The organism is Bradyrhizobium sp. USDA 4501, from assembly GCF_054062115.1.
In genome coordinates, this window is the sequence record NZ_JBSSEX010000001.1 from 3,758,014 (window position 1) to 3,781,784 (window position 23,771).

The 23,771-nt window shown below is 65.9% G+C and carries 21 protein-coding genes; 12 read left to right on the top strand and 9 right to left on the bottom strand.

Annotated elements, in window-relative coordinates:
* The first annotated feature begins 41 nt into the window (after nt 1–41).
* Both ACVWZM_RS17240 and ACVWZM_RS17245 read left to right on the top strand, forming a co-directional pair.
* Nucleotides 42–1,439, top strand: a complete 1,398-nt coding sequence (locus ACVWZM_RS17240) for an MATE family efflux transporter (protein WP_057015328.1) — start codon at nt 42–44, stop codon at nt 1,437–1,439.
* A complete protein-coding gene (locus tag ACVWZM_RS17245) occupies nt 1,436–1,909 on the top strand; it encodes a DUF2867 domain-containing protein (protein ID WP_456853988.1) in 474 nt (157 codons plus the stop codon). Before ACVWZM_RS17240 ends, ACVWZM_RS17245 begins: the two co-directional genes overlap by 4 nt.
* A gap of 14 nt (nt 1,910–1,923) precedes the next feature.
* Here ACVWZM_RS17245 and ACVWZM_RS17250 read toward each other — a convergent pair whose 3' ends face one another.
* Nucleotides 1,924–3,063, bottom strand: coding sequence for an FUSC family protein (locus ACVWZM_RS17250; protein WP_076824532.1), 1,140 nt, complete (start codon nt 3,061–3,063; stop codon nt 1,924–1,926).
* Nucleotides 3,064–3,225: 162 nt separating this feature from the next.
* Between ACVWZM_RS17250 and ACVWZM_RS17255 the strand changes: the two genes are divergently transcribed.
* Nucleotides 3,226–4,596 (top strand): MmgE/PrpD family protein, encoded by a 1,371-nt coding sequence (locus ACVWZM_RS17255; protein ID WP_456853990.1) that lies wholly within the window; start codon nt 3,226–3,228, stop codon nt 4,594–4,596.
* A 273-nt stretch (nt 4,597–4,869) separates the two neighbouring features.
* On the opposite strand, the gene ACVWZM_RS17260 is transcribed toward ACVWZM_RS17255, so the two are convergent.
* From ACVWZM_RS17260 to ACVWZM_RS17275, 4 genes are all read right to left on the bottom strand, one after another.
* Nucleotides 4,870–5,160 (bottom strand): DUF1330 domain-containing protein, encoded by a 291-nt coding sequence (locus ACVWZM_RS17260; RefSeq protein ID WP_316395106.1) that lies wholly within the window; start codon nt 5,158–5,160, stop codon nt 4,870–4,872.
* Between the two features lie 129 nt (nt 5,161–5,289).
* Nucleotides 5,290–6,717 carry a serine hydrolase domain-containing protein gene (locus ACVWZM_RS17265; RefSeq protein WP_456853992.1) on the bottom strand — a complete coding sequence of 476 codons (1,428 nt, stop codon included), beginning with the start codon at nt 6,715–6,717 and terminating at the stop codon, nt 5,290–5,292.
* Nucleotides 6,718–7,028: 311 nt separating this feature from the next.
* A complete protein-coding gene (locus ACVWZM_RS17270; RefSeq protein WP_229192911.1) occupies nt 7,029–8,102 on the bottom strand; it encodes a helix-turn-helix domain-containing protein in 1,074 nt (357 codons plus the stop codon).
* A gap of 31 nt (nt 8,103–8,133) precedes the next feature.
* Nucleotides 8,134–8,709 carry a GNAT family N-acetyltransferase gene (locus ACVWZM_RS17275; protein ID WP_456853994.1) on the bottom strand — a complete coding sequence of 192 codons (576 nt, stop codon included), beginning with the start codon at nt 8,707–8,709 and terminating at the stop codon, nt 8,134–8,136.
* A gap of 293 nt (nt 8,710–9,002) precedes the next feature.
* Here ACVWZM_RS17275 and ACVWZM_RS17280 point away from each other — a divergent pair, with 293 nt between their 5' ends.
* The 3 genes from ACVWZM_RS17280 to ACVWZM_RS17290 all read left to right on the top strand — a co-directional run bounded on the left by ACVWZM_RS17280 (nt 9,003) and on the right by ACVWZM_RS17290 (nt 12,001).
* On the top strand, nt 9,003–9,920 hold the full coding sequence (locus tag ACVWZM_RS17280) for a pirin family protein (protein ID WP_253588331.1): 918 nt from the start codon (nt 9,003–9,005) through the stop codon (nt 9,918–9,920).
* Nucleotides 9,921–10,019: 99 nt separating this feature from the next.
* Entirely contained in the window at nt 10,020–10,934 is a 915-nt protein-coding gene (locus tag ACVWZM_RS17285; protein ID WP_456853996.1) for a phosphoribosylaminoimidazolesuccinocarboxamide synthase, read from the top strand.
* A 260-nt stretch (nt 10,935–11,194) separates the two neighbouring features.
* The gene (locus tag ACVWZM_RS17290; protein ID WP_057015319.1) at nt 11,195–12,001 is read left to right on the top strand and encodes a crotonase/enoyl-CoA hydratase family protein; all 807 of its coding nucleotides are present in this window, start codon (nt 11,195–11,197) and stop codon (nt 11,999–12,001) included.
* A gap of 201 nt (nt 12,002–12,202) precedes the next feature.
* On the opposite strand, the gene ACVWZM_RS17295 is transcribed toward ACVWZM_RS17290, so the two are convergent.
* The 3 genes from ACVWZM_RS17295 to ACVWZM_RS17305 all read right to left on the bottom strand — a co-directional run bounded on the left by ACVWZM_RS17295 (nt 12,203) and on the right by ACVWZM_RS17305 (nt 14,761).
* Complete coding sequence (locus tag ACVWZM_RS17295) at nt 12,203–12,664, bottom strand: FAD-binding oxidoreductase/lyase (protein ID WP_057015318.1); 462 nt, start codon at nt 12,662–12,664, stop codon at nt 12,203–12,205.
* Between the two features lie 109 nt (nt 12,665–12,773).
* Nucleotides 12,774–14,270, bottom strand: coding sequence for an NAD-dependent succinate-semialdehyde dehydrogenase (locus tag ACVWZM_RS17300; RefSeq protein ID WP_456853998.1), 1,497 nt, complete (start codon nt 14,268–14,270; stop codon nt 12,774–12,776).
* A gap of 167 nt (nt 14,271–14,437) precedes the next feature.
* Complete coding sequence (locus ACVWZM_RS17305) at nt 14,438–14,761, bottom strand: hypothetical protein (protein ID WP_456854000.1); 324 nt, start codon at nt 14,759–14,761, stop codon at nt 14,438–14,440.
* A gap of 345 nt (nt 14,762–15,106) precedes the next feature.
* Here ACVWZM_RS17305 and ACVWZM_RS17310 point away from each other — a divergent pair, with 345 nt between their 5' ends.
* Together ACVWZM_RS17310 and ACVWZM_RS17315 are read left to right on the top strand one after the other, a co-directional pair.
* Nucleotides 15,107–16,300, top strand: a complete 1,194-nt coding sequence (locus ACVWZM_RS17310) for a serine hydrolase domain-containing protein (RefSeq protein WP_456854002.1) — start codon at nt 15,107–15,109, stop codon at nt 16,298–16,300.
* Between the two features lie 289 nt (nt 16,301–16,589).
* Nucleotides 16,590–18,329, top strand: coding sequence for an AMP-binding protein (locus tag ACVWZM_RS17315; protein ID WP_410469842.1), 1,740 nt, complete (start codon nt 16,590–16,592; stop codon nt 18,327–18,329).
* Nucleotides 18,330–18,499: 170 nt separating this feature from the next.
* On the opposite strand, the gene ACVWZM_RS17320 is transcribed toward ACVWZM_RS17315, so the two are convergent.
* Nucleotides 18,500–19,501 (bottom strand): adenosine kinase, encoded by a 1,002-nt coding sequence (locus tag ACVWZM_RS17320; protein WP_076824515.1) that lies wholly within the window; start codon nt 19,499–19,501, stop codon nt 18,500–18,502.
* 244 nt (nt 19,502–19,745) lie between these two features.
* On the opposite strand from ACVWZM_RS17320, the gene murJ reads away from it, so the two are divergent.
* The 4 genes from murJ to ACVWZM_RS17340 all read left to right on the top strand — a co-directional run bounded on the left by murJ (nt 19,746) and on the right by ACVWZM_RS17340 (nt 23,756).
* A complete protein-coding gene (gene murJ / locus ACVWZM_RS17325; protein WP_456854005.1) occupies nt 19,746–21,284 on the top strand; it encodes a murein biosynthesis integral membrane protein MurJ in 1,539 nt (512 codons plus the stop codon).
* Nucleotides 21,285–21,349: 65 nt separating this feature from the next.
* Nucleotides 21,350–22,402, top strand: coding sequence for a tryptophan--tRNA ligase (gene trpS, locus ACVWZM_RS17330; protein WP_076824511.1), 1,053 nt, complete (start codon nt 21,350–21,352; stop codon nt 22,400–22,402).
* Between the two features lie 88 nt (nt 22,403–22,490).
* Nucleotides 22,491–22,985 (top strand): universal stress protein, encoded by a 495-nt coding sequence (locus ACVWZM_RS17335; RefSeq protein WP_028335525.1) that lies wholly within the window; start codon nt 22,491–22,493, stop codon nt 22,983–22,985.
* 201 nt (nt 22,986–23,186) lie between these two features.
* Nucleotides 23,187–23,756, top strand: coding sequence for a NifU family protein (locus ACVWZM_RS17340; protein ID WP_456854007.1), 570 nt, complete (start codon nt 23,187–23,189; stop codon nt 23,754–23,756).
* Nucleotides 23,757–23,771 lie beyond the last annotated feature (15 nt).

Sequence of the window (23,771 nt, forward strand, 5' to 3'; positions counted from 1 at the left end):
GGCCATCCTTCCGGCCGGTTTGCCGTGCTAAGCGTGCCGTCATGACCTGCATCGACAAGATCGACCCGGCCGCGCCGAACGCGGCCGTTGTCGTCCCTCGCAACCTGTTCACGGCCGAGCTCGCGGAAACGCTGAAGCTCGCGGTGCCGCTCGCGCTGACGCAGCTCGGGCAGATCGCGATGATGACGACCGATCTCGCCTTCATCGGCCGGCTCGGCAGCGAAAACGTCGCCGCCGCGGCGCTGGCGCACACCGTGTATTTCGTCAGCTTCACCATTGGCATGGGCATGATGTCGGCGGTCTCGCCCCTGGCCGCGCAGGCGTTCGGCGCGCGCAACCCGCGCGTGATGCGGCGCGCGCTCCGCGTCGGCCTGTGGGCCGGCTTCTTCATGGTGCTGCCGCTGATGGCGCTGCCGTTCCAGGGCGAGCGCATCCTGCTTATGCTCGGCCAGACCCAGGCCACCGCGCATCTGGCGCAGCAATATCTGTTCGGTCTCGCCTGGGGTATCCTGCCGGCGCTGTGGTTCATCGCGCTCCGCGGCTTCATGAGCGCGGTGAACCGGCCGGAGCCGGTGCTGTGGATCACGCTCGCGGCGATCCCGGCCAATGCGCTGATGGTCTACCTGTTGCTCTACGGCAAATGGGGCATGCCCGAACTCGGCATGTTCGGCGCCGGGCTTGCGACCACGATCGTCAATCTCGGCACCTTCCTTGCCGGCGTGTGGTTCGCGGCGCGCCGCCGCCCGTTCCGCAAGTACCACGTATTCAGCCGCGTCTGGCGCATCGACTGGCCGCTGATGGGCAAGCTGGTCGCCGTCGGCGCGCCGATCTCGATCGCTTTCCTGCTGGAGTACGGCCTGTTCGGCGCGGCCGGCCTGCTGATGGGGCTGATCAGCACCACGGCGCTGGCCGCGCACCAGATCGCGCTGCAGATCGCGGCGATCCTGTTCATGGTGCCGTTCGGCGTCAGCATGGCCGCTACCGTGCGGGTCGGTCAGGCCGTCGGCCGCCGCGATACCGACGCGGTGCAGCGCGCCGGCTTTGTCGCGATCGCGCTCAGCGGCATCTTCATGAGCATCATGACGTTCGCGGTGATCCTGGCCCGCTTCGAGATCGCGGCGCTGTTCCTCGGCGAGGCCTCCGATACCACCGCGCAGCTCACCGCGGCGCTGCTGTTGATTGGCGCGACCTTCTTCATCGCCGACGGCATCCAGACCACCACCGCGGGCGCGCTGCGCGGCATGAACGACACCCAGGTGCCGCTGCTGTTTGCCGTCATCAGCTATTGGCTGATCGGCTTCGCGTCGGCCTCCGCGCTCGCCTTCTGGGTCAAGCTCGACGCCGCCGGTGTCTGGATCGGGCTGTCGCTCGGGACGGCGGTCTATGCGACCCTCCTTGTCTTGCGTTTCCGCCTGCTGGCACGCAGACTGGGCAAATGAGGGTCGACGAGGTCACGCCGAACGTGGATTCCGCCGCGCTGCTCGCCGGCGCGCAGTTCGTCGACGCGTTCCGCATCGCGACCGCGCGCCCCGACCTCGATGCGCGGCACGCCGCCGAGGCGATGGTGGCGCGGCAGCCGCACTGGATCGAATGGCTGCTTGCCCTGCGTAATTTCATCGTCGCGCCGCTTGGCCTGAAAACCTCGGGCGCAGCCGACGGCGCGACACGCGATATGATCGGCATCTTTCCGGTGGTCAGCGAGACGCCGGAGCGGCTAGTCGCGGGATTCAACGACAAGCATCTCGACTTCCGGCTCGTCGTCGACGTCGCCTCCGCGGGAGCTGTGCGCAGCATTACCGCGACCACGCTGGTGCTGACCCACAACTGGTTCGGGCGCGCCTATCTCGCGGTGATCCTGCCGTTCCATCGCCTGATCGTGCCCGCGATGCTGCGCAAGGCCGGACGCTGAAGTAGTACTCGATCTCAAGCCGCGCTCTTCTCCGGCGTGTCGGCGACGATCTTCTCGGAGGCGTCGGCGTTGGTGCACCAATTGCCGTGGCAGCGCTTGAGGTCGTTGAGATTCTGCCGCATCTGGTCGAGCGAGAAGCCGAGCGCGTAGAAGCGCTCGGCGGCATCGACCGGCAGGCCGCGGATCAGGCCATCCCTGCGCACCGCGGCGACCTCCTCGCTATAGGCGTGCAGCGCCGCATCGACCGGCGCCATGTCGGCCGGGCCGCTGCCGGCGCGCAGAGCGGTCGCGACCGCCACCATGTAAGTCACGATCGCCTTGCTGACGTCTGCCAATGGGCGCGCCAGCCTCGCCTGGATATCGGCCGGCAGCGGCACCACGCAGGCCCGCCCGATCATCACGACGTCGTGCCGCAGCCGCTGGATTGTCCGCAGCAACGGGCCGGTGTCCGGTCCTGATGACAGATGCATGGAGCGCTCGCGCTCGGCCTCGAGGCCGGTCGCGTGCAGATTGGTCACCGCGGTGCCGATGCCGTCCTGGATCCGGTGCAGCGCGTCGTTGTCGAGGCCGCGGGTCAGGCCGGCGAGCAATTCGGCGAACGCCGCCGACAGCAGTTCCAGCAGCTTCGATCCGTTGACCCTGATCTGGCTGATCGCGCGCGACGGCAGCACCAGGAACGAGATCAGAAGCCCGGTGAGCGCGCCGACCGTCACCTCGAGGACGCGGTCGATCGCGGAGTCCAGCGGGTTGGAGTGATGCATCGTCGGCAGCAGCAACACGATCACCGCCGTCACCGTCGCCGAGTTCAGGCTCGGATTGAGCGCGGCGATGAAGGCCAGCGGCACGATCGCCAGCACCAGCAGCGCCAGCAGGCTGCCCTCGCCGGAATGCGGGATCAACACCGCGATCGCGCCGCCATAGACGGCACCGCCGATAGTGCCGAGCATGTAGTCGCGGCTGGCCTTCAGCGAGCGGCCGACGCTCATCTGGGTCACGATCAGCGAGGTCAGCACCGCCCAGAGCGGCAGCATCAGGTTGAGCGCCAGCGCGATGGTATAGGCCGCCACGCCGGCGGACGCGATCCGGACCGCCAGCGCCAGCTGCGTCTTGCGAGCCCAGAGCTGGTCGAACATGCGTTTTGCGAAGGTCCTCATGCACCGTGATCCGCAATCAAAGGAAAGGCCCGTGTTACATGACTTGAAGCTAACCGACCTGAAGCTAACCGATCTGGAGCATGGCAACTGCCCGCGGCGGCAAGGTGGCTTGAAAGGCCTGACCTGCCCGCCTACCCTGCGCCGCAAAATTGAGGAAACACGATGGCCCACGAAACCGCAACGCTCGCCGCCTACGTCGCCGACCTGAAATATTCCGACATTCCGCCGGAGGTGCTGGAGCGCGCCAAGGTTTTGACGCTGGATTTCCTCGGCAGCACCATCCGCGCCCGGCGCGATGCGGAATCGACGCCGTCGCTGATGAAGATGCTGGAGGCGCTGGCGCTCGACGGCAAGGGCGAGGCCACCGTATTCGGCGACACCAAGACCTGGACCCCGGCGGTCGCGGCGCTGCTCAACGGCGCGCTCGGCCATTCGCTCGACTTCGACGACACCCATGCCGATTCCTCGCTGCATCCGAGCGCACCGGTGGTGCCCGCCGCGTTTGCGGTCGGCGAGATGGTCGGCGCCTCCGGCCGCGACGTGCTGACCGCGATCGTCGCCGGCTATGAAGTGTGCTGCCGGCTCGGCAACGCACTCGACCCGACCTCGCATTACGCCCGCGGCTTCCATCCGACCGCGACCGCCGGCACCTATGGCGCTGCCGCGGCGGCGGCCAAGCTGTTCGGCCTGTCGAAGGAGCAGATCGTTTCCGCGTTCGGCGTCTCCGGCAGCCAGGCCGCGGGCTCGCTGCAATTTTTGGTCAACGGCGCCTGGAACAAGCGCTACCAGGTCGGTGCCGCCGCGATGAACGGCGTGATCGCCGCGACCCTGGCGCGCAACGACTTCATCGGCTCGAGCGAGTCGGTCGAAGGCAAGCACGGCCTGCTGGTCGGCTACAGCGACGATGCGCATCCGGACAAGGCGGTGGCGGACTTGGGCCACACCTACGAGACGCTGAAGATCGGCGTGAAGCCGTATCCGAGCTGCCGCTACACTCACGCCGCGATCGACGCGCTGATCGCGATGCGGCGCGAGCACAACCTGACGCCGGACCAGATCAGGAAGGTCGAGATCGGTCTGCACCGCAACGGCATCACGCTGACCGGCGACGCCGCCACCAAGCGCCACCCGACCTCGGTGGTCGGCGGCCAGTTCTCGATGTTCTTCACCGGCGCGATCGCACTCGACCAGGGCCATTTCGGCTGGGACGACTACGACCGGCTGGGCGATGCGGCCATCGACGCGCTCGCCGACAAGTTCGACGTGGTGCAGGACGACCGGCTCGAGGTCGGCCGCACCCATCCGTTCGGCGCCCGCGTCTCGATCACGACAGATGACGGCACCCATGAGCGCCTCTATGCCGATCCCTCCGGCGAGCCGACCTCGTTCCCCGACGCAAAGGCGATGCAGCAGAAGTTCCTGACGCTGGCCCGCCCGGTGCTCGACAAGCGCGCCGACCAGCTCGCCGACGCCATCCTGACGCTGGAGCGCTTCGATCGCGTGGAGAAGGCGACGCAGCTGGGAAGGCAGTAAGCAGGCCGTCGAGGCGCAGGCTGCACGCCACGCCCACAGCTGTCGTCCTGGCGAAAGCCAGGACCGATAACCACCGCATTTGATCATGAAGGGGATCGTGGCCCCAGCGTCGCGCAACAAGTCTCATTTGGGGTAATGGGTCCCGGCCTTCGCCGGGACGACGACGGCGGGGATGCGTCGTAATTCAAGAAGTCAAACAGCGCGGTGTCATCGCCCGCGTGGCGAAATGGATTCCGGGCTCATGCTTCGCATGCCCTGGAATGACGGCGCGTCCTACTCCGCTCCATCGATAATCACAAAATCCCCCTCTGAATATTTCTGCCGGATCACCTTCGCGGCCTGATATTCCGGGCAGGTGTAGCATTCCATCGCAGTGGCGCGGTCCCTGAATTCGATGACGAAGTTGCGCTGGCGCGTTGCGCCTTCCATCACGTCATAGGGGCCGTTGCGCACGATGAAATTGGCGCCGTACTTTTCGAACACCGGCATCGCGGCGGCGAGATATTCGGGATAGCGCGCTTCATCGTGAACCGTGACGTGCACGATCCAGTAGGCTTTCGGCATGATGGTCTCCGGTTGACGCGTGCTTCAAGAAACTATGGCGCGCCTCCTCACGAGATGCGCCATCGCATCAGAAAATTCCGGAGGCCGAGATTCAATTCACGATCGCGCGGGTGTTGTGTGACATGCCGGTCAATTGCCGCCCGCGAGCCGCGCACTTGCAGACGTCGCTGTGACGACGTCACGGACCAGATCGAACACGCCGTCCGCCTCGGGCGGCATGTTCGGCGAGCGGCCGAGGCGGACGATGACGAGGTGCTGCGACGGCACGATAATCACATATTGCCCGATCGTGCCCTTGGCGAAGAAGGCATCGCGCGGCCAGCCGTGCTCGACACGGAAGCGAGCGCCAAAGCTGTCGCCGAGATTGGTCCAGAAGCCCGCGCCATAGCCGACCCAGGCATTCGGCGTCGGCGATGCCGAGTATTTCACCCAGCCCTCGGGCAGGATACGCTTGCCGCCGGCCACGCCGTTATTGAGATAGAGCTGACCCAAGCGCGCCCAGTCGCGCGCGCTCGCCATCATCGCGCCCGATCCTTCCGGCGTGCCCGCAGCATCGAACTGCATCACGACATTGCGCATGCCGAGCGGTCCGAACAGCTCCTCACGCGCGAAGCGCATCACATCAGTCGCATGCCCGCCGGCGGCGTTGCGGATCAGGTGCGAGAGGATCAAGTAGTTGCCGTCGTGATAGTTCCAGACCCGGCCGGGCGCGCTCTCCAGCGGAGCGCTCTCGGCGAAGGCGGCCATATCCGATTCCATGAACTTCATGCGGTTGACCGGCTCGAGCACGGATGCCAGCGACGCCTGCAGCGAACTGCCGAGTGCGAGGCCCGCGGTGTGGCGCAACAGCTCGTCGACCGTGATCGCGTGGCGCGGATCGTCAGGATTCCGCCAGGCCGCGATTGGGACCGGCTGGTCGCGCGTCAGCCTGCCCTCGCGCACCAGGATTCCGATCAGCGCCGAGATCACCGATTTGGTCGCGGAGAAACCGAGCAGCGGCGTGTCGGTGCCAACGCCGGCGGCGTAGCGCTCGGCGACGATGCGGCCGTCCTTCATCACGACGACAGCGCGGGTGCGGCGGAACGGCGGCTCGGCCGGCTCGGCAAAGGCGCGGTCGAGCGCAGCCGCAAGCTGCGGGGTTTGCGGCGCGACGAGCGCGGGGCCGGCGATCTCGGGCAGCAGCGCGGCCTGCGGCCTCAAAGGCGGCAACGCAGTCTCGCCCAGCGTCTCGTCATGTTCGAGCGTGCAGCCCATGCCCTCGCGATAGACTGCATGGCTGCGGCCAAGCCCGAACAGCGTCACGGTGACGTCCTTGCGGTCGAGGTCGACCTCGGTGTCCATCGCCCAAGTGATCAGGCCGGCCCCCGGCATCGCGTCAGTGGTCTCGGTCAGGTTTCGCCTGGGGTCGAGCCCGCTGACGAAGGTCTCCGAGCAGATCACGTTGGCGACAAAGCCGGTCGCGACCTCAGGCACATCGCGGGCGCGGGCGGCGGACAGCGCCAACGCACCGAAGGCGGCGGTGGCGGCGAGAATGAGAAAGAGCTTTCGACGGGTCACGGGATCCTCCGGCATGGCGCAACGGGCGCGTGGCCGGATCGGGCCGCCGGGGACGGGAGAGCGCTCGCCGGATTTGGAAATCGGGCTGGTCGAGGATTGGAGGCGACTGGTCGATTCTGGAATTCTACAGCGATTACAAGGGCCTGTAATCGCGACGCCTCTTAGGTGGCGCGGACGAAGTCCGCGACGGATGAGGGGTCTCTCTCTATCCGAGGAGACAAACCCCTCACCCGGCTTCGATGCTACCGCATCGAATCCACCCTCTCCCACAAGGGGAGAGGGTGCAGCGGTATCCGCCGCAAGCAGGACATCTACACCGCGCTTGCCTTCAGCTTCCGGTACTCTGTCGGGGTCACGCCGGTCGTCGCCTTGAAGGCGCGGTTGAAGGGGCCGAGCGACTGGAAGCCGGCGTCCATGGCGATGGTGATGACCGGGACTTCGGCTTGGGAGGGATCGGCGAGCGCCGCCTTGGCCTCCTCGATCCGGTGGTTGTTCAAGAAGACATTGAAGTTGCGGTAGCCGAGCCGCTGGTTGATCAGCCGTCGGAGACGATATTCAGGGATTTTCAACCGGGTCGCCAGCGCGCCGATGGTGACGTTGTCATGGCGGTAGATCCGCTCGTCCGCCATCAGCCGCATCAGGGCATCGACCAGCTTGCGGTCGGCCGCCTCCTCGGCCGCGGCCGGCTTCGTCGGCACGACGGCCTCCGCCGGCACCGTGAACAGGTCGGCGCCGTCGACGCGCACCATCGCCCAGGTGATTGCGGCCACGATGGCGGTGAGCACGGCCGCGTTCACTAGGTTGGCCCATTCCACGGTCACGCGGCTGCCGGCATAGGCAATCTGCAGCAGCGCGTTCATTCCGCCGTACAGCGCAGACGCGGCGACGATGAAGACGCGGACACGTCGGCGACGCTCGACCAGATCCGCCGACCACGATCCGATGGTTTGCGCCACCGCGAGCGCAACGAAGACGAGCGTGAGCGAATTGACCATGATGATCGCGATCCGCGCGTGACCGGCGGGTGCAATCCACATGCAACTGACGAAGCTGTAGGCCACGACCGCGGCCCAGATCAGGCCGTGCCACCAGCGCAGCTGAAACGCGTCATCGAACAGCGCGCGCGTGAACAGCCAGAACACCACGATATCGCCGGTCGAGAGCGCGATCAGTGGCGCATGCCAGTCCGAGACCGGCGGCCCGGCACCGATCGAGGCGGTCACCGCATGCGCGGCCGAACCGAGCGCGAAGGCGGCCGCAAGGCGCCCGGCAAGCGCCTTGCGAAAATCAGTGAGCAGCAAGGCGGCAAGCACCAGCAGCAGCGCCACGCTGGCGCTGCGCAGGCAGAGTTCAAGTGCGGCCCAATGTGAAGCAGCCGATGTCATCGCCGGACAATCGTCGGTCGAACGTGGTTTTTCAAGATGGCTCGCGCTGCCAGCGTTGACGCGACGTCCCCCAGATGTCGACGACATCACCCTCGAGCTGGCCCGGCCCCTCATTCACGGCACCTAGCCGCCGCGCCACGGCCTGGGAAGCTGCGTTGGCCGGATCGATGCAATGGATAATGCGGTCGACCGTGAAGTTCGCGAACACAAAGTCGATCGCGGCACGCGCCGCTTCCACCGCATAGCCCTTGCCGCGATACTCTTTGGCGATGCCCCAGCCGACCTCGAAGCCGGGCCATTCCGGCGGATAATACGGGCCGACGCGGCCGATGCAGCGGCTGGAAGATTTCTCCTCCACCGCGAACATGCCGAAGCCGTGCAGCGCCCAGTGGCCCGAGATGACGGCGGCATTGCGCCAGCCCTTCAGCTCAGACGTGACCGGCTGGTGATCCGGCGTAATGAAGCGCGCCGTCTCGGGATCGGACAGCATCCGCGTGTTCGCAGCAATATCCGATGCGCGCCACGGCCGCAGGATGAGCCGCGCGGTCTCGATCACGGGACCGTCGACCTGCAGCAGACTTGCGCCTGGCTTGATCAGAGAAACCATGACTGTCTCCGGTTTCCAAGTTTGAACTTGCTGCCATCGGGAGCAGGTGCAAGCCACAAGTAATTCGTCGTCCCTGCGAAAGCAGGGACCCATAACCACCGATGTGTGTTGCTAGCGAAAGCTGGGGCCCCAGCCTTCGCAAGACTAGCATCGGTGGTTATAGGCCCCGGCTCGCGCGGAGCCTGTCATCGGGCGGCGCTTCGCGCCAACCCGTTGGCTTGGCCGGGACGACGGATAGAGAGTATGATCACGGCAAAAGAGTATCATCGCTACACTACTGTAAGGAGTCCGACATGAGCTGGCAGCCCTCGACCGATCCCGAACTCGGCGATCCCAAGACCTGCGACGCGCTGGATCTGATCATCGTCCCGCGCACCCGCGATCTCGGCGACGGCTTTGCCGTGCGCCGCGCGCTGCCGCACGGCAAGCGGCAGATGGTCGGACCCTTCATCTTCTTCGACCATTTCGGGCCGGTGCAGTATCTCGCCGGCAAGGGCATGGACGTGCGGCCGCATCCGCATATCGGGCTCGCCACCGTCACCTATCTGTTCGACGGCAGCATCATGCACCGCGACAGCGAGGGCAACATCCAGGAGATCCAGCCCGGCGCGATGAACCTGATGACCGCAGGCCGCGGCATCGCGCATTCCGAGCGCACCCCCGACGTGCAGCGCCGCGACGGCCAGAAGATGCTGGGCCTGCAAAGCTGGATCGCGCTGCCGGCGGGCAAGGAGGAGATCGCGCCGTCGTTCCAGCACTATGGCGCCGGCGATCTGCCGATGATCTCCGAGCGCGACTTCACCGCGCGCATCATCGCCGGCTCGGCATTCGGCATCACCTCGCCGGTCAGCATGGTCTCGCCCTGGTTCTACACCGAGGTGACCGCGAAGGCCGGCACCTCGGTGCCGCTCGACCCCGACCATGAGGAGCGCGCGATCTATCTCGTCGACGGCGAGGTCGACATCGCGGGCGACCGCCACGAGGGGCCGCGGCTCCTGATCTTCCGGCCCGGCGACCGCATCACCGTCAAGACGCTGCGGCCGACCCGCATGATGTTCCTCGGCGGCGACGCCCTGGAAGGGCCGCGCCATATCTGGTGGAATTTCGTCTCGTCATCCAAGGAGCGGATCGAGCAGGCCAAACAGGACTGGAAAACCGGCCGTTTCGCGCAGGTTCCGCACGAACACGAGTTCATTCCGCTGCCGGAGTGAGCTAATTCCTGTGATAATCTCGAACGCCCGCACGGCCGTGTGCGGGCGCTCGTCTTTGCAAGCCACCTATTTTGAAAAGCCACCTAGAAAGATCACGCCATGACCGCGATGCTATCCAGCGATTTGCCCCTGCCCCGGATCGGCCGCGGCAAGGTGCGCGATATCTACGCCGTCGGCGACGATCGTGTGCTGCTGCTGACCACCGATCGCATCTCGGCATTCGACGTGGTGATGGCGGAAACCATACCGATGAAGGGCGCGGTGCTGACCCAGATCAGCGCCTGGTGGTTCCGGCAGCTCGAGGACTCCGTGCCGCATCACATGATCAGCGCCGATGCCGACGAGATCATCCGCGCGGTGCCTGAACTGAAGGACCATCGCGCCGACATCCTCGGCCGCGCGATGCTGTGCAAGCGCACCACGGTGTTTCCGATCGAATGCGTGATCCGCGGCTACATCTCCGGCTCGGCCTGGAAGGAATACGCGGCCGAGGGCACGCTTGCCGGCGAGAAGCTGTCGGCCGGCCTGGTCGAGAGCCAGAAGCTCGAACCCGCGATCTTCAGCCCGGCGACCAAGGCCGAGGCCGGCCATGACGAGAACATCACGGTTAAGCGGGTGCGCGAGATCGTCGGTGTCGACGTGGCCGCGACGCTGGAGAAGATGGCGCGCGACGTCTATGGCTACGGCGAGCAGACCAGCCGCGCCCGCGGCATCATCATCGCCGACACCAAGTTCGAGTTCGGCCGCGACAAGGACGGCCGCATCATCCTGATCGACGAGGTGATGACGCCGGATTCGTCGCGCTTCTGGGCGGTCGATGCCTACAAGCCCGGCCAGCCGCAGCCGAGCTTCGACAAGCAGCCACTGCGCGACTATCTTGACGTCGAGCGCCGCGCCGGCCGCTGGAACGGCGATGCGCCCGCTCCGCCGCTGCCAGCGAGCGTGGTGGATGCGACGAGCAAGCGGTATCTGGAAGCGTATCGCCGCGTGACGGGAAGCGAGCTGAAGGTTTAGCTGCACCGTCGGCGCGTTCGCTCTTTCACCGTCACCCTGAGGAGGCCGCAACGCGGCCGTCTCGAAGGGTCGACGGCCCGGCTGGTGGCCGATTCATCCTTTGAGGCTGGCTCCGCTCGCACCTCGGGATGACGGGGAACGAGCGGTGCACGCTTCGCTTTGCCCACCCTGCGGAATTGCGCTGTCTGTCGCGGGATTGCAACGAACTCACCTCTGATGCCACTCTCCGGGCACAACAAGAACAGCCCAGGGAGCGCCCCATGTCCGATGCCGATACCGTGCTCGTCGAGCGCGACGGTCCTGTCACCATTATCTCCATCAACCGTCCGCACAACCGCAACGCCGTCGATGGCGCCACCGCGCGCAAGCTGTATGACGCGTTTCTCGCCTTCGATGCGGACGCGAGCGCATCGGTCGCGGTGTTCACCGGCACCGGCGGCTATTTCTGCGCCGGCGCCGATTTGAAGGCGGTGGCGGCGGGCGATCCCGAGAAGAAGCGCGAGGTCGGCGGCCACGACACGATCGCGCCGATGGGACCGAGCCGGCTGCGGTTGTCGAAGCCGGTGGTCGCCGCGATCGAAGGCTTTGCGGTCGCCGGCGGCATGGAGCTCGCGCTGTGGGCCGACATGCGCGTCGTGGCCGAGGACGCAACCTTCGGCGTGTTCTGCCGCCGCTTCGGCGTGCCGCTGATCGATCTCGGCACCATCCGCCTGCCGCGACTGATCGGCCATTCGCAGGCCATCGACATGATCCTGACCGGACGCCCGGTTGCCGGGCCCGAAGCCCACCGCATGGGACTCGCGAACCGATTGGTGCCGAAGGGTGAGGCCCGCGCCCACGCCATTGCGCTCGCCAAGGACATCGCGAGATTCCCGCAGAAATGCATGCGCGCCGACCGGCTGTCGGCGCTGCGGCAGTGGGACCTCGACGAGGAAGAGGCGATCAGGAACGAGATGCGCGGCGGGCTCGACGTGATAGCGTCAGGCGAAACGCTGTCGGGCGCGGCGCGCTTTGCCTCCGGCGTTGGCCGTCACGGCGCCTTCGGCACTGAGAGCGGCCACGGCTGAAGATTACGTCTCGCTAGCCTTCTCCTTTTCCTGAAAGGGGGAAGGTCGGGATGGGGTGAGCCGCAGGCGATGCCGCATGCGGAGAGAGCTGATCCCCACCCGCTTGCTCTGACGAGCAAAGCGACCTCCCCATTTCAGGGGAAGGTAATGCGGAGAGACTCCGGATTTCGCTTCGCTTCATTCGGGCTACGAAGGCGAGAACTACAGCGACCCGCGGCTTTCGCTCGCCGCAAGCTGACCCATCAGCGCCTTGTCGTCATAGCGCGCGAGCGAAAGGCTGCGGGCGAAGACTGGCACGGGCGCGCCGACCACAGCGCGGGCGCAGAGGTCGCCGGTGGCGCGGGCGCCCATCGTGCCGTAGCCCGACAGCGCGGTGGCGAGGAACACGCTTGGCGTCTTCGCCGCCCCGATCAGTGGCCAATTCTCTCTCGTCATCGGATAGTAGCCGCCGTAATGCACGCGGTCGCGCGGCAGCGCGCCGAGATAGTGCGCGAGCTTTGGCTGCAGCCGGCTCGCCGCGCGCAGCACGACTTCGGGGAAATAGGGATTCAGTTCCGGCTCGCGAACCGGCTCGGTGATCTGTTCCGCGTTGAACGCCCAGCCGAGCTTGATCCACTCGCCGTGATCGCCGCCGTCGGGCCGGCAATGGATGCTGCCCGGCATGCCCCCCACCCCAACCGTCTCCCCGCAAGAACGGGGAGAGGGTGCGCAGCGGCAGTTGCCGTCACGATACGGCCTAATCTCGCTACACTCTCAAAGGTAATGACGGCGATCAGACGCCGGCCATCATCACGTATTTGATCTCGACATATTCCTCCATGCCGTGGCGCGAGCCTTCGCGGCCGAGGCCCGATTCCTTGACGCCGCCGAACGGCGCCACTTCGGTCGTGATCAGGCCGGAGTTGACGCCGACCATGCCCGACTCCAGCGCCTCGGCGACGCGCCAGACGCGGCCGATGTCGCGCGAATAGAAGTAGGAGGCAAGGCCGAACGGTGAGGCATTGCACATCGCGATCACGTCGGCCTCGTCCTTGAAGCGGATCACCGGCGCGAGCGGGCCGAAGGTTTCCTCCTGCGCCACCAGCGCGTCGGGCCGCACGTCCGACAGCACGGTCGGCTCGAAGAAGCTGCGGCCGAGCGCGGAGCGCTTGCCGCCGGTCACGATCTTGGCGCCGCCCTTGACGGCATCGGCGATATGGCGCTCGACCTTTTCGACCGCCTTCAAGTTGATCAGCGGCCCCTGAGTCACTCCTTGCTCGGTGCCGTCGCCGATCTTCATCTCCGCGACCTTCTTCGACAGCTTCGAGACGAACTGGTCGTAGATCTTGTCCTGCGCATAGAGCCGGTTGGCGCAGACGCAGGTCTGGCCCATGTTGCGATATTTCGAAACGATGGCGCCTTCGACCGCCGCGTCGATATCGGCGTCGTCGAACACCACGAACGGCGCGTTGCCGCCGAGCTCGAGGCCGAGCTTCTTCACGCCGACCGAGGCCTGGCGGTACAGGATCTTGCCGACATTGGTCGAGCCGGTGAAGCCGACGAAGCGTACCGCCGGATGCTCGCACAGCACCTTGCCGATCGGCGGCGCATCACCGGTGATGATGTTGAGCACGCCCTTCGGCACGCCGGCCTTTTCCGCCAGCGCCGCCAGCGCCAGCGCCGACAGCGGCGTCTCGTTGGCGGGCTTCAGAACGACGGTGCAGCCGGCGGCCAGCGCCGGCGACACCTTGCGGGTGATCATCGAGTTCGGGAAATTCCATGGCGTGATGGCGCCGCAGACACCGATCGGCTGCCGGATCGCGAGCAGACGCGCGTCCGGACGCTGGGTCGGAATCGTCTCGCCATAGACGCGGCGCGCCTCTTCCGCAAAGAACTCGACATAGGCCGCGCCGATATCGACCTCGCCGAGCGCTTCCGCCAGCGGCTTGCCCTGCTCGGAGGTCAGGATCAGCGCAAGGTCCTCGCGGTTGGCGATGATCAGATCGAACCATTTGCGCAAGATGTTGGAGCGCTGTTTCGCGGTCAGCTTGGCCCAGGCCGGAAACGCGCGCTCGGCGGCCTCGACCGCCTTGGTCGCGTCATCGGCGCTCAGCTGCGGGATCTTGATCAGCTCGACGCCGGTCGCCGGATTGTTGACGGCGAATTCTGGCGTGCCTACCCAGGCGCCGTCGATGTAACAGCGGTCGCGCAGCAGCGAGGGGTCCTTCAGGCGGCTTTGCAGGGAGGATGCTGCGGATTGAGTGGCGCGTGCGGCAACGGGCGGGGTCATGGCGTTACTCCTTGAATTTCTTTGGGAGGTATTCGCCGTCTATATAGGCGGAAAGCCGTGGAGATGCATTGTCGATAGCGCGAGGCTGCTGGCGCGCAATTGCGGCTCTATCCGCCGTCATTCCGGGGCGATGCGCGAGCATCGAACCCGGAATGACGGGTCTTCCGTCAGACCGCCCCGCCAGACATGTAGGTTTCACGACGGCCGATCATGCGCTCGGCGGCGGCCTTGGCGGCCGCCTTGGTCGAGGTCGCGCAGGTGCGGTATTCGAGGTCGGCCTGCACCCGCACGTCGCGTCGGCCGAACCAGGATTTGGCGCCGGTCTGCAGCAGCGCCAGTGCCTGCGCCACATTCTCGACGGCCTCGAATGAGTGCAGCGCACCGGTACCCGCGTAGCGGACTTCGTAGAGACCCGGGCTGATCGGCGCCTCGATATTCTCGCCGCGGCCCGGCCGCGGATAGCGCTTCCATTCACTCCATGTCGAAATCATTGCTGCGTCCCCGCAAGGCGAAATGACGAATCCTTTCGTCAAATCCAGCCCAATCCGCTTGCATCGTTTATGCAGCGATCTGAATGCGTTAATGCAAAAAAACAGGTACGAAAATCAATCTGCCGATCACGTTACCGTGGCCGCCCCCGAAGGTCACCGGAACTGGCGCGAAGTCCCCCGCAAAATCTGCGCGCGTGGTGAACGCCTGCCGACCAGGGCCGTTCCTAGTGGCTCCGCCTTTCCCGACATCGCCACATCCTCGCATCGCGCCCGCTTGCGGGAGCGGAAAAGCGGGAGGATGATCCGCCCACTTCAGAACAATAAACCCACCGGAGGAAGCCCCCAATGCAGAGCAAGGCTCAGATCGATCAGGTATTGCGCCAGAAGAGCGAGGCAAAGGAAATTCCCGGCGTGGTCGCCATCGCGGCCACCGGCAAGGACGTGATTTACGAAGGCGCGTTCGGCAAGCGCGACCTCTCCAAGAGCGATCCCATGACGGCCGATAGCGTGTTCTGGATCGCCTCGATGACCAAGGCGGTGACCTCGGCGGGCGCCATGCAGCTCGTCGAGCAGGGCAAGCTCTCGCTCGATGAGCCGATCGGCAAGCTGCTGCCCGATCTCGCCGCGGTGCAGGTGCTCGACGGCTTCGACGCCAAGGGCGAGCCGCAGCTGCGGCCGGCGAAGAAGCCGATCACGCTGCGCCAGCTGATGACCCACACCGCCGGCTTCGCCTACGATATGTGGGACGGCAACCTCGGCAGGTATCTCGAAAAGACCGGCACGCCCGGCATCATCACCTGCCTGAATGCCGCGCTGAAGACGCCGATCATGACGGACCCCGGCACGCGCTGGGAATACGGCACCAATATCGACTTCGTCGGCAAGGCCGTGGAAGCCGCATCCGGCAAGAAGCTCGATGCCTATTTGCGCGACAACATGTTCGCACCGCTCGGCATGAGCGACACCGCCTTCAAGATCTCCGACGACATGCGCAAGCGGCTGGTCGGCATGCATGCCCGCGGCGAGGACGGCACGCTGGCGGCAATCCCGTTCGAGCTCGAACAGAACCCCGAATTCCACATGGGTGGCGGCGGCCTGTATTCGACCGCGGCCGACTACATCAAGTTCTGCCAGATGATCCTCAACAAGGGCAAAGGCAACGGCAATCAGGTGCTGAAGGCCGAGACGGTCGCGACCATGGGGCAGAATCACATCGGCGAGCTCACCGTCGGCAAGATGACGACGGCCTTGCCGATGTACACCAACGATGTCGATCTCTATCCCGACATCGTCAAGAAATGGGGCTTGAGCTTCCTCATCAACACCGCCAAGACGCCGGAAGGCCGCAGCGCCGGCAGCCTCGCCTGGGCGGGCCTTGCCAACACCTACTACTGGATCGATCCGTCGCGCGACGTCTGCGGCGTGATCCTGACCCAGCTGTTGCCGTTCGCCGACAAGCACAGCCTGGAAGCCTTCGCAGGCTTCGAGAGGGGCATCTATGCCGGGCTCGACGCCGGCAGCGGGCAGCGGGCAGCGTAAGGCTCGATGAGATAAGTCGTACCAACCGTGACGGGACTCCTCTCCCTCTCTCCGTTCTTACGGGGAGAGGGTTGGGGTGAGGGGGTGCTTCCGCGCAGACGGTCGCAATTGGACTCGCAGAGACTCCCCCTCACCCGGATCGCATCTTCGATGCGATCCGACCTCTCCCCGCACGCGGGGCGAGGTGAAGCGGAACCCGTCGCCGCCACAATCGAAAACCATACCCGCCATAGGTCGGGCCTGTCCCATCGGCGCCAAACGACTAAGATCGCGCAAAAAGCGTGACGACATGAACACGACCACGAGGAGGACGAGCTTGGCACCCACACCCAAGGGAAACAGCAAGGCAGACAGCTATGTCTGCGGCATTTCCGATACGCCGCTGCTCGGTGAAACCATCGGCCGCAGCCTCGACCGCGCACGGGCGCGCTGGGGCACGCGCGAGGCGCTGGTCTCGCCCAGCCACAATGTGCGCTGGACCTGGAACGAGTTCGCCGAGCGCGTCGATGCCTTGGCGGCGGGCTTCATCGCGCTCGGGCTGCAACGCGGCGAGCGGATCGGGATCTGGTCGCTAAACCGGCCGGAATGGACGCTAACGCAATTCGCCGCCGCGAAAGCCGGACTGATCCTCGTCACCATCAATCCGGCCTATCGCCTCAGCGAGCTGGAATTCGCACTCGGCAAGGTCGGCTGCGCCGCGATCGTGACGGCGACCGCATTCAAGACCTCGGCCTATATGGAGATGCTGAACACGCTGCTGCCCGAGCTTGCGAGCTCCGAGCCCGGCCATCTGCGCTCGGCGCGGCTGCCGCAACTGCGCGCCGTGATCCAGATCGGCGGACCGGCGGCGCCGGGCACCATTCTGTTCGATGCGGTATCGCAGATGGGCGGCGATCGCCATCGCGAGCTGCTTGCGGCGCTCGGCGAGAGCCTGCAATTCGACGATCCCGTCAACATCCAGTTCACCAGCGGCACCACCGGCTCGCCCAAGGGCGTGACGCTGACCCATCACAACATCCTCAACAACGGCTACTTCACCGGCCGCGCCATGCGCCTGACCGAAGCGGACCGCATCTGCATTCCGGTGCCGCTCTATCACTGCTTCGGCATGGTGATGGGCAACCTCGCCTCGGTCACGCTCGGCACCACCATGGTCTATCCCGGCGAAGGTTTTGATCCGCTGGCGACGCTGACGACGGTCGCGCAGGAGAGATGCACGACGCTGTACGGCGTGCCGACCATGTTCATCGCCGAGCTCGACCATCCCGACTTCGCGCGCTTCGACTTGTCGTCGCTGCGCACCGGCATCATGGCCGGCGCGCCCTGCCCGATCGAGGTGATGAAGCGCGTCAACACCGAGATGAACATGCGCGAGGTGACGATCGCCTATGGGATGACCGAAACCAGCCCGGTGAGTTTCCAGAGCGCGACCGACGATCCCTTGGAGCGCCGCGTCTCCACCGTCGGTCGCATCCATCCGCATGTCGAGGTCAAGGTCGTCGATCTCGACGGCAAGGTGGTGCCGCGCGGCGAACGCGGCGAGCTCTGCACCCGCGGCTACAGCATCATGCTCGGCTATTGGAACGAGAAGGAGAAGACATCAGACGTGCTCGACGCCAATGGCTGGATGCACACCGGCGATCTCGCCGTGATCGACGACGAGGGCTACTGCAACATCGTCGGCCGCATCAAGGACATGGTGATCCGCGGCGGCGAGAACCTCTATCCGAGGGAGATCGAGGAATTCCTCTACCGCCATCCGAAGATCCAGGACGTGCAGATCTTCGGCGTCGCCGACGAGCGCTATGGCGAGGAGCTGTGCGCCTGGGTCAGGATCAGGCAGGGTGAAACGCTCACCGCCGACGAGGTCCGCGCCTTCTGCCATGGCCAGATCGCCCACAACAAGATTCCGCGCTATGTCGAGTTCGTCGAGGAATTCCCGATGACGGTGACGGGGAAAATCCAGAAGTTCGTGATGCGCGACGCGGTCGAGCAGCGGCTCGGACTCAAGGCGGCGAAGACGGCGTGATCTCTCTTCTCCCTCGCCCCGCTCTTGCGGGGAGAGGGTCGGGGTGAGGGGCCGCCTCCGCAAACTGGATGAAGATGAGTACGCGGAGACTCCCCCTCACCCGGATCGCATCTTGCGATGCGATCCGGCCTCTCCCCGCAGGCGGGGCGAGGCGAGAAAGAGCGGCGCCCTTAAACCAGCAGCCCCTGCTGCTTCGCCAGATCCTGCAGCGACACCAGCGGCCTGGCGCCGATGTGCTGGATCACCTCGGCGGCGGCGAGCGCGCCGAGCCGACCGGCATTCTCATGGCCGACATTGCGCACGAGACCGACGAGGAAACCGGCGGCGAACAGATCGCCGGCGCCGGTGGTGTCGACCAGCCTGTCGATCGGCGAGGCGGGCGCCGAGACGACGCTGTCGCCTGATATCACGACGCAGCCCTTCTCGCTGCGCGTGACGACGCCGAGCTTGGTGTCCTTGCCGAACTGCTTCAGCGCGGTGTCGAAATCCGAGGTCTGGTACAGCGAGTGCAGCTCGGACTCGTTGGCGAATACCAGATCCACCACGCCCTTGCGCATCAGATCGACGAACTCGTCGCGGTAGCGATCGACGCAGAACGAATCCGACAGCGTCAGCGCGACCTGGCGGCCCGCGCCATGCGCGATGTCAGCCGCCTTCACGAACGCGTCCTTGGCGTTCTTCGGATCCCAGAGATAGCCCTCGAGATAGATGATGCTGGCGGCTGCGATCTGGTTCGGATCGATATCGTCCGGCGTCAGATCCTGCGCGGCCCCGAGATAGGTGTTCATGGTGCGCTCGCCGTCCGGCGTCACCAGGATGTAGGAGCAGCCGGTGGCCGGTCCGGTCCTGGCCGGCGCGGTGTCGAACGCCACGCCGGCGGCGCGGATATCATGGACGTAAAGCTTGCCGATCTGGTCGTCCTTGACCTTGCCGACATAGGCGGCGCGGGCACCGAGACTGCCGACGCCGACGATGGTGTTGGCAGCCGAGCCGCCCGACATCTCGGTCGCCACGCCCATGTCGCCGTAGATCGCGGTGGCGCGCGCCTCGTCGATCAGTTGCATCGAGCCCTTGGTCATGCCGTGACGGGCAAGGAACCCCTCGTCGGTCTGCACCAGCACGTCGAAGATCGCGTTACCGATCCCAAGAACGTCGTATTTTGCATCAGCCATAGACCTGCCCTGTGTTAACGCCACCCAACAAGAGTGGCGGCCTATCACGTTACGCCTCGGGGCAGCAAGCGAAGCTGAACCTGCCTGTTCCCCGTCATCCTGAGGAGCGCGCAGCGCGTCTCGAAGGATGAACGGCCCGGCTGTGGCCGATTCATCCTTCGAGGCTCGCTTCGCTCGCATCTCAGGATGACGGGTTTAAGACGGCACCACTGGAAGCTATACCTGCTACTGCTATACAAGCCTCATGTTCCGCTCCTTCCTCACGGTCTCCTCGGGAACGCTGGCCTCGCGACTGCTCGGCTTCGTGCGCGATTCCGCGATCGCGGCGCTGCTGGGCGCGGGACCGGTGGCGGATGCCTTCCTGGCGGCATTCCAGCTTGTGAATGTTGTGCGACGGCTGTTGTCCGAGGGCGGGTTGAATGCCGCCCTGGTGCCGGCCTGGCTGAAGGCACGCGATGCCGGCGGCTTGGAGGCGGCAACCGCCTTTGCCGGCCGCGTGCTCGGCACCGTCAGCGCCGCGGTGATCGCATCCGCGCTCGTCATCGGCCTGCTGATGCCGCTGGTGATCGCGGCGATCGCGCCGGGTTTTGTCGGCCGCGACACGCTGCAATTCGCCGTCGACGATGCAAGGCTGATGCTGCCCTATCTCGCCTTCGCCGGCCCGGTCACCGTGATGATGGCGCTGCTCAGCGCCCAGGGACGTTTCGCGCTGACCGCGTTCTCGCCGCTGTTGTTCAACATCGCGCTGATATCGGTGATGGCCGTGCTGCTGGTGCGGCAGCAGGAGCCGGCGCAGGCCGCGATTGTCATGGCGGCAACGATCGGCATCGCCGGCTTCCTGCAACTGTCGATGCTGGCGCTGCGCGGCGCAAGGCTCGCCTCGCCGCTCCGCGTGTCCTTCGATCCTGACATGCGCGGCTTTCTCGGCCGCGCGATCCCCGGCATGGTCGCGAGTAGCGCGCCGCAATGGCTGATGGTGGCAGGCGCGGTGATCGCATCGACCTCGCCGTCGGCGGTGTCCTGGCTCTATTTCGCCAACCGCTTGCTCGAGCTGCCGCTCGGCATTGTCGGCGTCGCCATGGGCACCGTGCTGATCCCGGAGATGACGCGCGCCGTGCGCAGCGGCGAATCCAGCGCAATCGCGCATGCGGAATCACGTGCCCTCGAGCTCGCGGTCGGGCTGGCGCTGCCGGCGACGCTCGGCCTGATGGTGCTGAGCGAACCGATCGTGCGGATGCTGTTCGAGCACGGCGCGTTCACCGCCCAGGATAGCGCGGCAACCGCGCAAGCCTTGATCTGGCTGACGCTGGCCTTGCCGGCGCATGTGCTGGTGAAGGCGCTGTCGCCGGCATTCTTTGCGCGCGAGGACACGCTGACGCCGCTGCTCGCGACGCTGAAGGCGGTCGTGGTAACGATCGCGGTGGCCTTTCTGCTCGGGCAGATCTTCGGTGCGAGCGGAATTGCCGCAGGCATCGCGCTCGGCGCCTGGAGCAACGCACTGGCACTGATCCGCAAGGGGGCCGCGACCTTCGGCTTCTCGATCGACGCCGATGCGCGCCGCCGGCTGCCGCGCATCCTGGCCGCGGCGCTTGCGATGGGCGCCCTGCTCTGGCTCGCGGAGGGCGGGCTGCCGTCAGCCGGCAGCCACGGTTTCGTGCAAGCAGGGTCCCTGCTCGTGCTGATCGCGGCAGGTATCGCCGCTTACGGGCTGTTCTTGCAGCTTTTCGGCGTCACCGGCTGGCGCGAGGCGGTTAACGCCGTCAGGCAAAGGCGCCCCGCCTGACTTGCGCGCGCGGAGCTTAAGTGGCAAACGACGCGGCAAAACTAGCCATTTCCGGGAATTAGACCATGGCGTTCGTTGAACGGGTTTTCTCAGGCGTCCAGCCGACGGGCAATCTGCACCTCGGCAACTACCTCGGCGCCATCGTCAACTTCGTGAAGATGCAGCAGACCCACAACTGCATCTATTGCGTCGTCGACATGCATGCGATCACGCAGGGCGTCGAGGTCTGGGGCGGCCCGGCCGAGCTCGCCCGCAACACCCGCGAGGTCACCGCGGCCTTCATCGCCGCCGGCATCGATGCCAAGAAGCACATCGTGTTCAACCAGAGCCAGATCGCCGGCCATGCCGAGCTGACCTGGATCTTCAACTGCGTCGCGCGGATCGGCTGGCTGAACCGCATGACGCAGTTCAAGGAGAAGGCAGGCAAGGACCGCGAGAACGCCTCGGTCGGCCTCTACGACTATCCGGTGCTGATGGCCGCCGACATCCTGCTCTACCGCGCGACCCATGTGCCGGTCGGCGAGGACCAGAAGCAGCATCTGGAGCTGTCCCGCGACATCGCGCAGAAGTTCAACAACGATTTCGCTGATTCAATTCGTGGTCATGGTTTCGCCGACGGCCTGTTCTTCCCGCAGCCCGAGCCGCTGATCACGGGGCCGGCGACGCGGGTGATGAGCCTGCGCGACGGCACCAAGAAGATGTCGAAGTCGGATGCGTCGGACAATTCGCGCATCAACCTCACCGACGACGCCGACACCATCGCGCAGAAGATCCGCAAGGCGAAGACCGATCCGGAGCCGCTGCCGTCCGAGGAGAAGGGTCTGGAAACCCGCCCCGAGGCCGACAACCTGGTCGGCATCTACGCGGCGCTGGCCGGCATCTCCAAGCAGGAGGTGCTGACGCAGTTCGGCGGCGGGCAGTTCTCCAGCTTCAAGAACGCGCTGGTCGAGGTTTGCGTCGCGAAACTGGCGCCGATCGCCTCCGAGATGAAGAAGCTGGTCGCCGATCCCGGCCATGTCGACGCGGTCCTCGCCGACGGCGCCAACCGCGCCCGCGGCATCGCCGACGAGACCATGCGCATCACCAAGGACATCGTCGGCTTCATCCGCCCGCGCTGACGCGCGAGGCAGGAACTGCGCGCTCCCTCTCCCAAACGGCGAGGGAGTATGGCACCATGGGTTGGTTTGGTTCAGCACCGGGACATGCATGACCACCCAGCGACGCAGCTACGAGTCAGGTCACAAGCCGAAATGCCTCGTCATCGTTGACGACACTGCGGAATGGGACCGCGCGGTCTATTACGCCAGCCGGTGGGCGATCCGGGTCGGCGGCGGCGTCGTGATGCTGCGGGTGATCGAGACCGAGGACCAGAACCAGCAATGGCTCGGGGTCGCCGACATCATGCGCGCGGAGGCCGAGGAAGCCGCCAACGAGGCGCTCGACCGCGCCGCCGGCCGCGCCAACGGCATCGCCGCGATCACCCCGGAGCGGGTGATTCGAGAGGGCGACCCGATCGAACAGATCCTCGACGTGATCGACAAGGACGTCGATATTGCAGCGCTGGTGCTGGCCGCCAACCCGGGCGCCGAGGGGCCCGGGCCGATCATCACCACCATGGCCAAGACCATGGGGGCATTCCCGATCCCGGTAACCATCGTGCCGGGCGGCCTGACCGACGCCGAGATCGACGCCCTGTCCTAACGCGTTACCGGCGCCGGACCCGCTTCCGGGCATGGGTATGCGCCTGGAACCGCGGTTTTGCGGCTTGATCGCGGGCTTTTTAGTTGCCATCTGACTCCTTGATTTGACGCGTTTTCTTCGCGAACCGGTGTCACTTCGCTCGAAAACGCTATAATGGAACCCAACGCGCCGGCCTTGAACCGGCGACGCCGGAGACAGCAGATGTTCATCCAGACCGAAGCCACGCCGAATCCCGCCACGCTGAAATTCATTCCGGGCCGCACGGTGCTCGACAGCGGGACGATGGAATTTTCCTCGCCCGAGTCCGCCGCGCGCTCGCCGCTCGCCGAACGGCTGTTCGCCGTATCCGGCGTCACCGGCGTGTTCTACGGTGGCGACTTCATCACCGTGACCAAGGCGGACGGCGACTGGCAGCACCTCAAGCCCGCGATCCTCGGCGCGATCATGGAGCACTACATGTCCGGCGCGCCGCTGCTCGCCGACGGCACCGCGGCCAGCGACGACGCCCGCGATGAGGAGGACGAGTTCTTCGACGAGGCCGACGCCGAGACGGTCGAGCAGATCAAGGACCTGATCGAGACCCGCGTGCGTCCCGCGGTTGCCAATGACGGCGGCGACATCACCTTCCGCGGCTTCAAGGACGGCATCGTCTATCTCAACATGAAGGGCTCCTGCGCCGGCTGCCCGTCATCGACCGCAACCCTGCAACACGGCATCCAGAACCTGCTCCGGCACTTCGTGCCCGACGTGCAGGAAGTCCGGCCGATGTGATGGAGCGGCGAATGG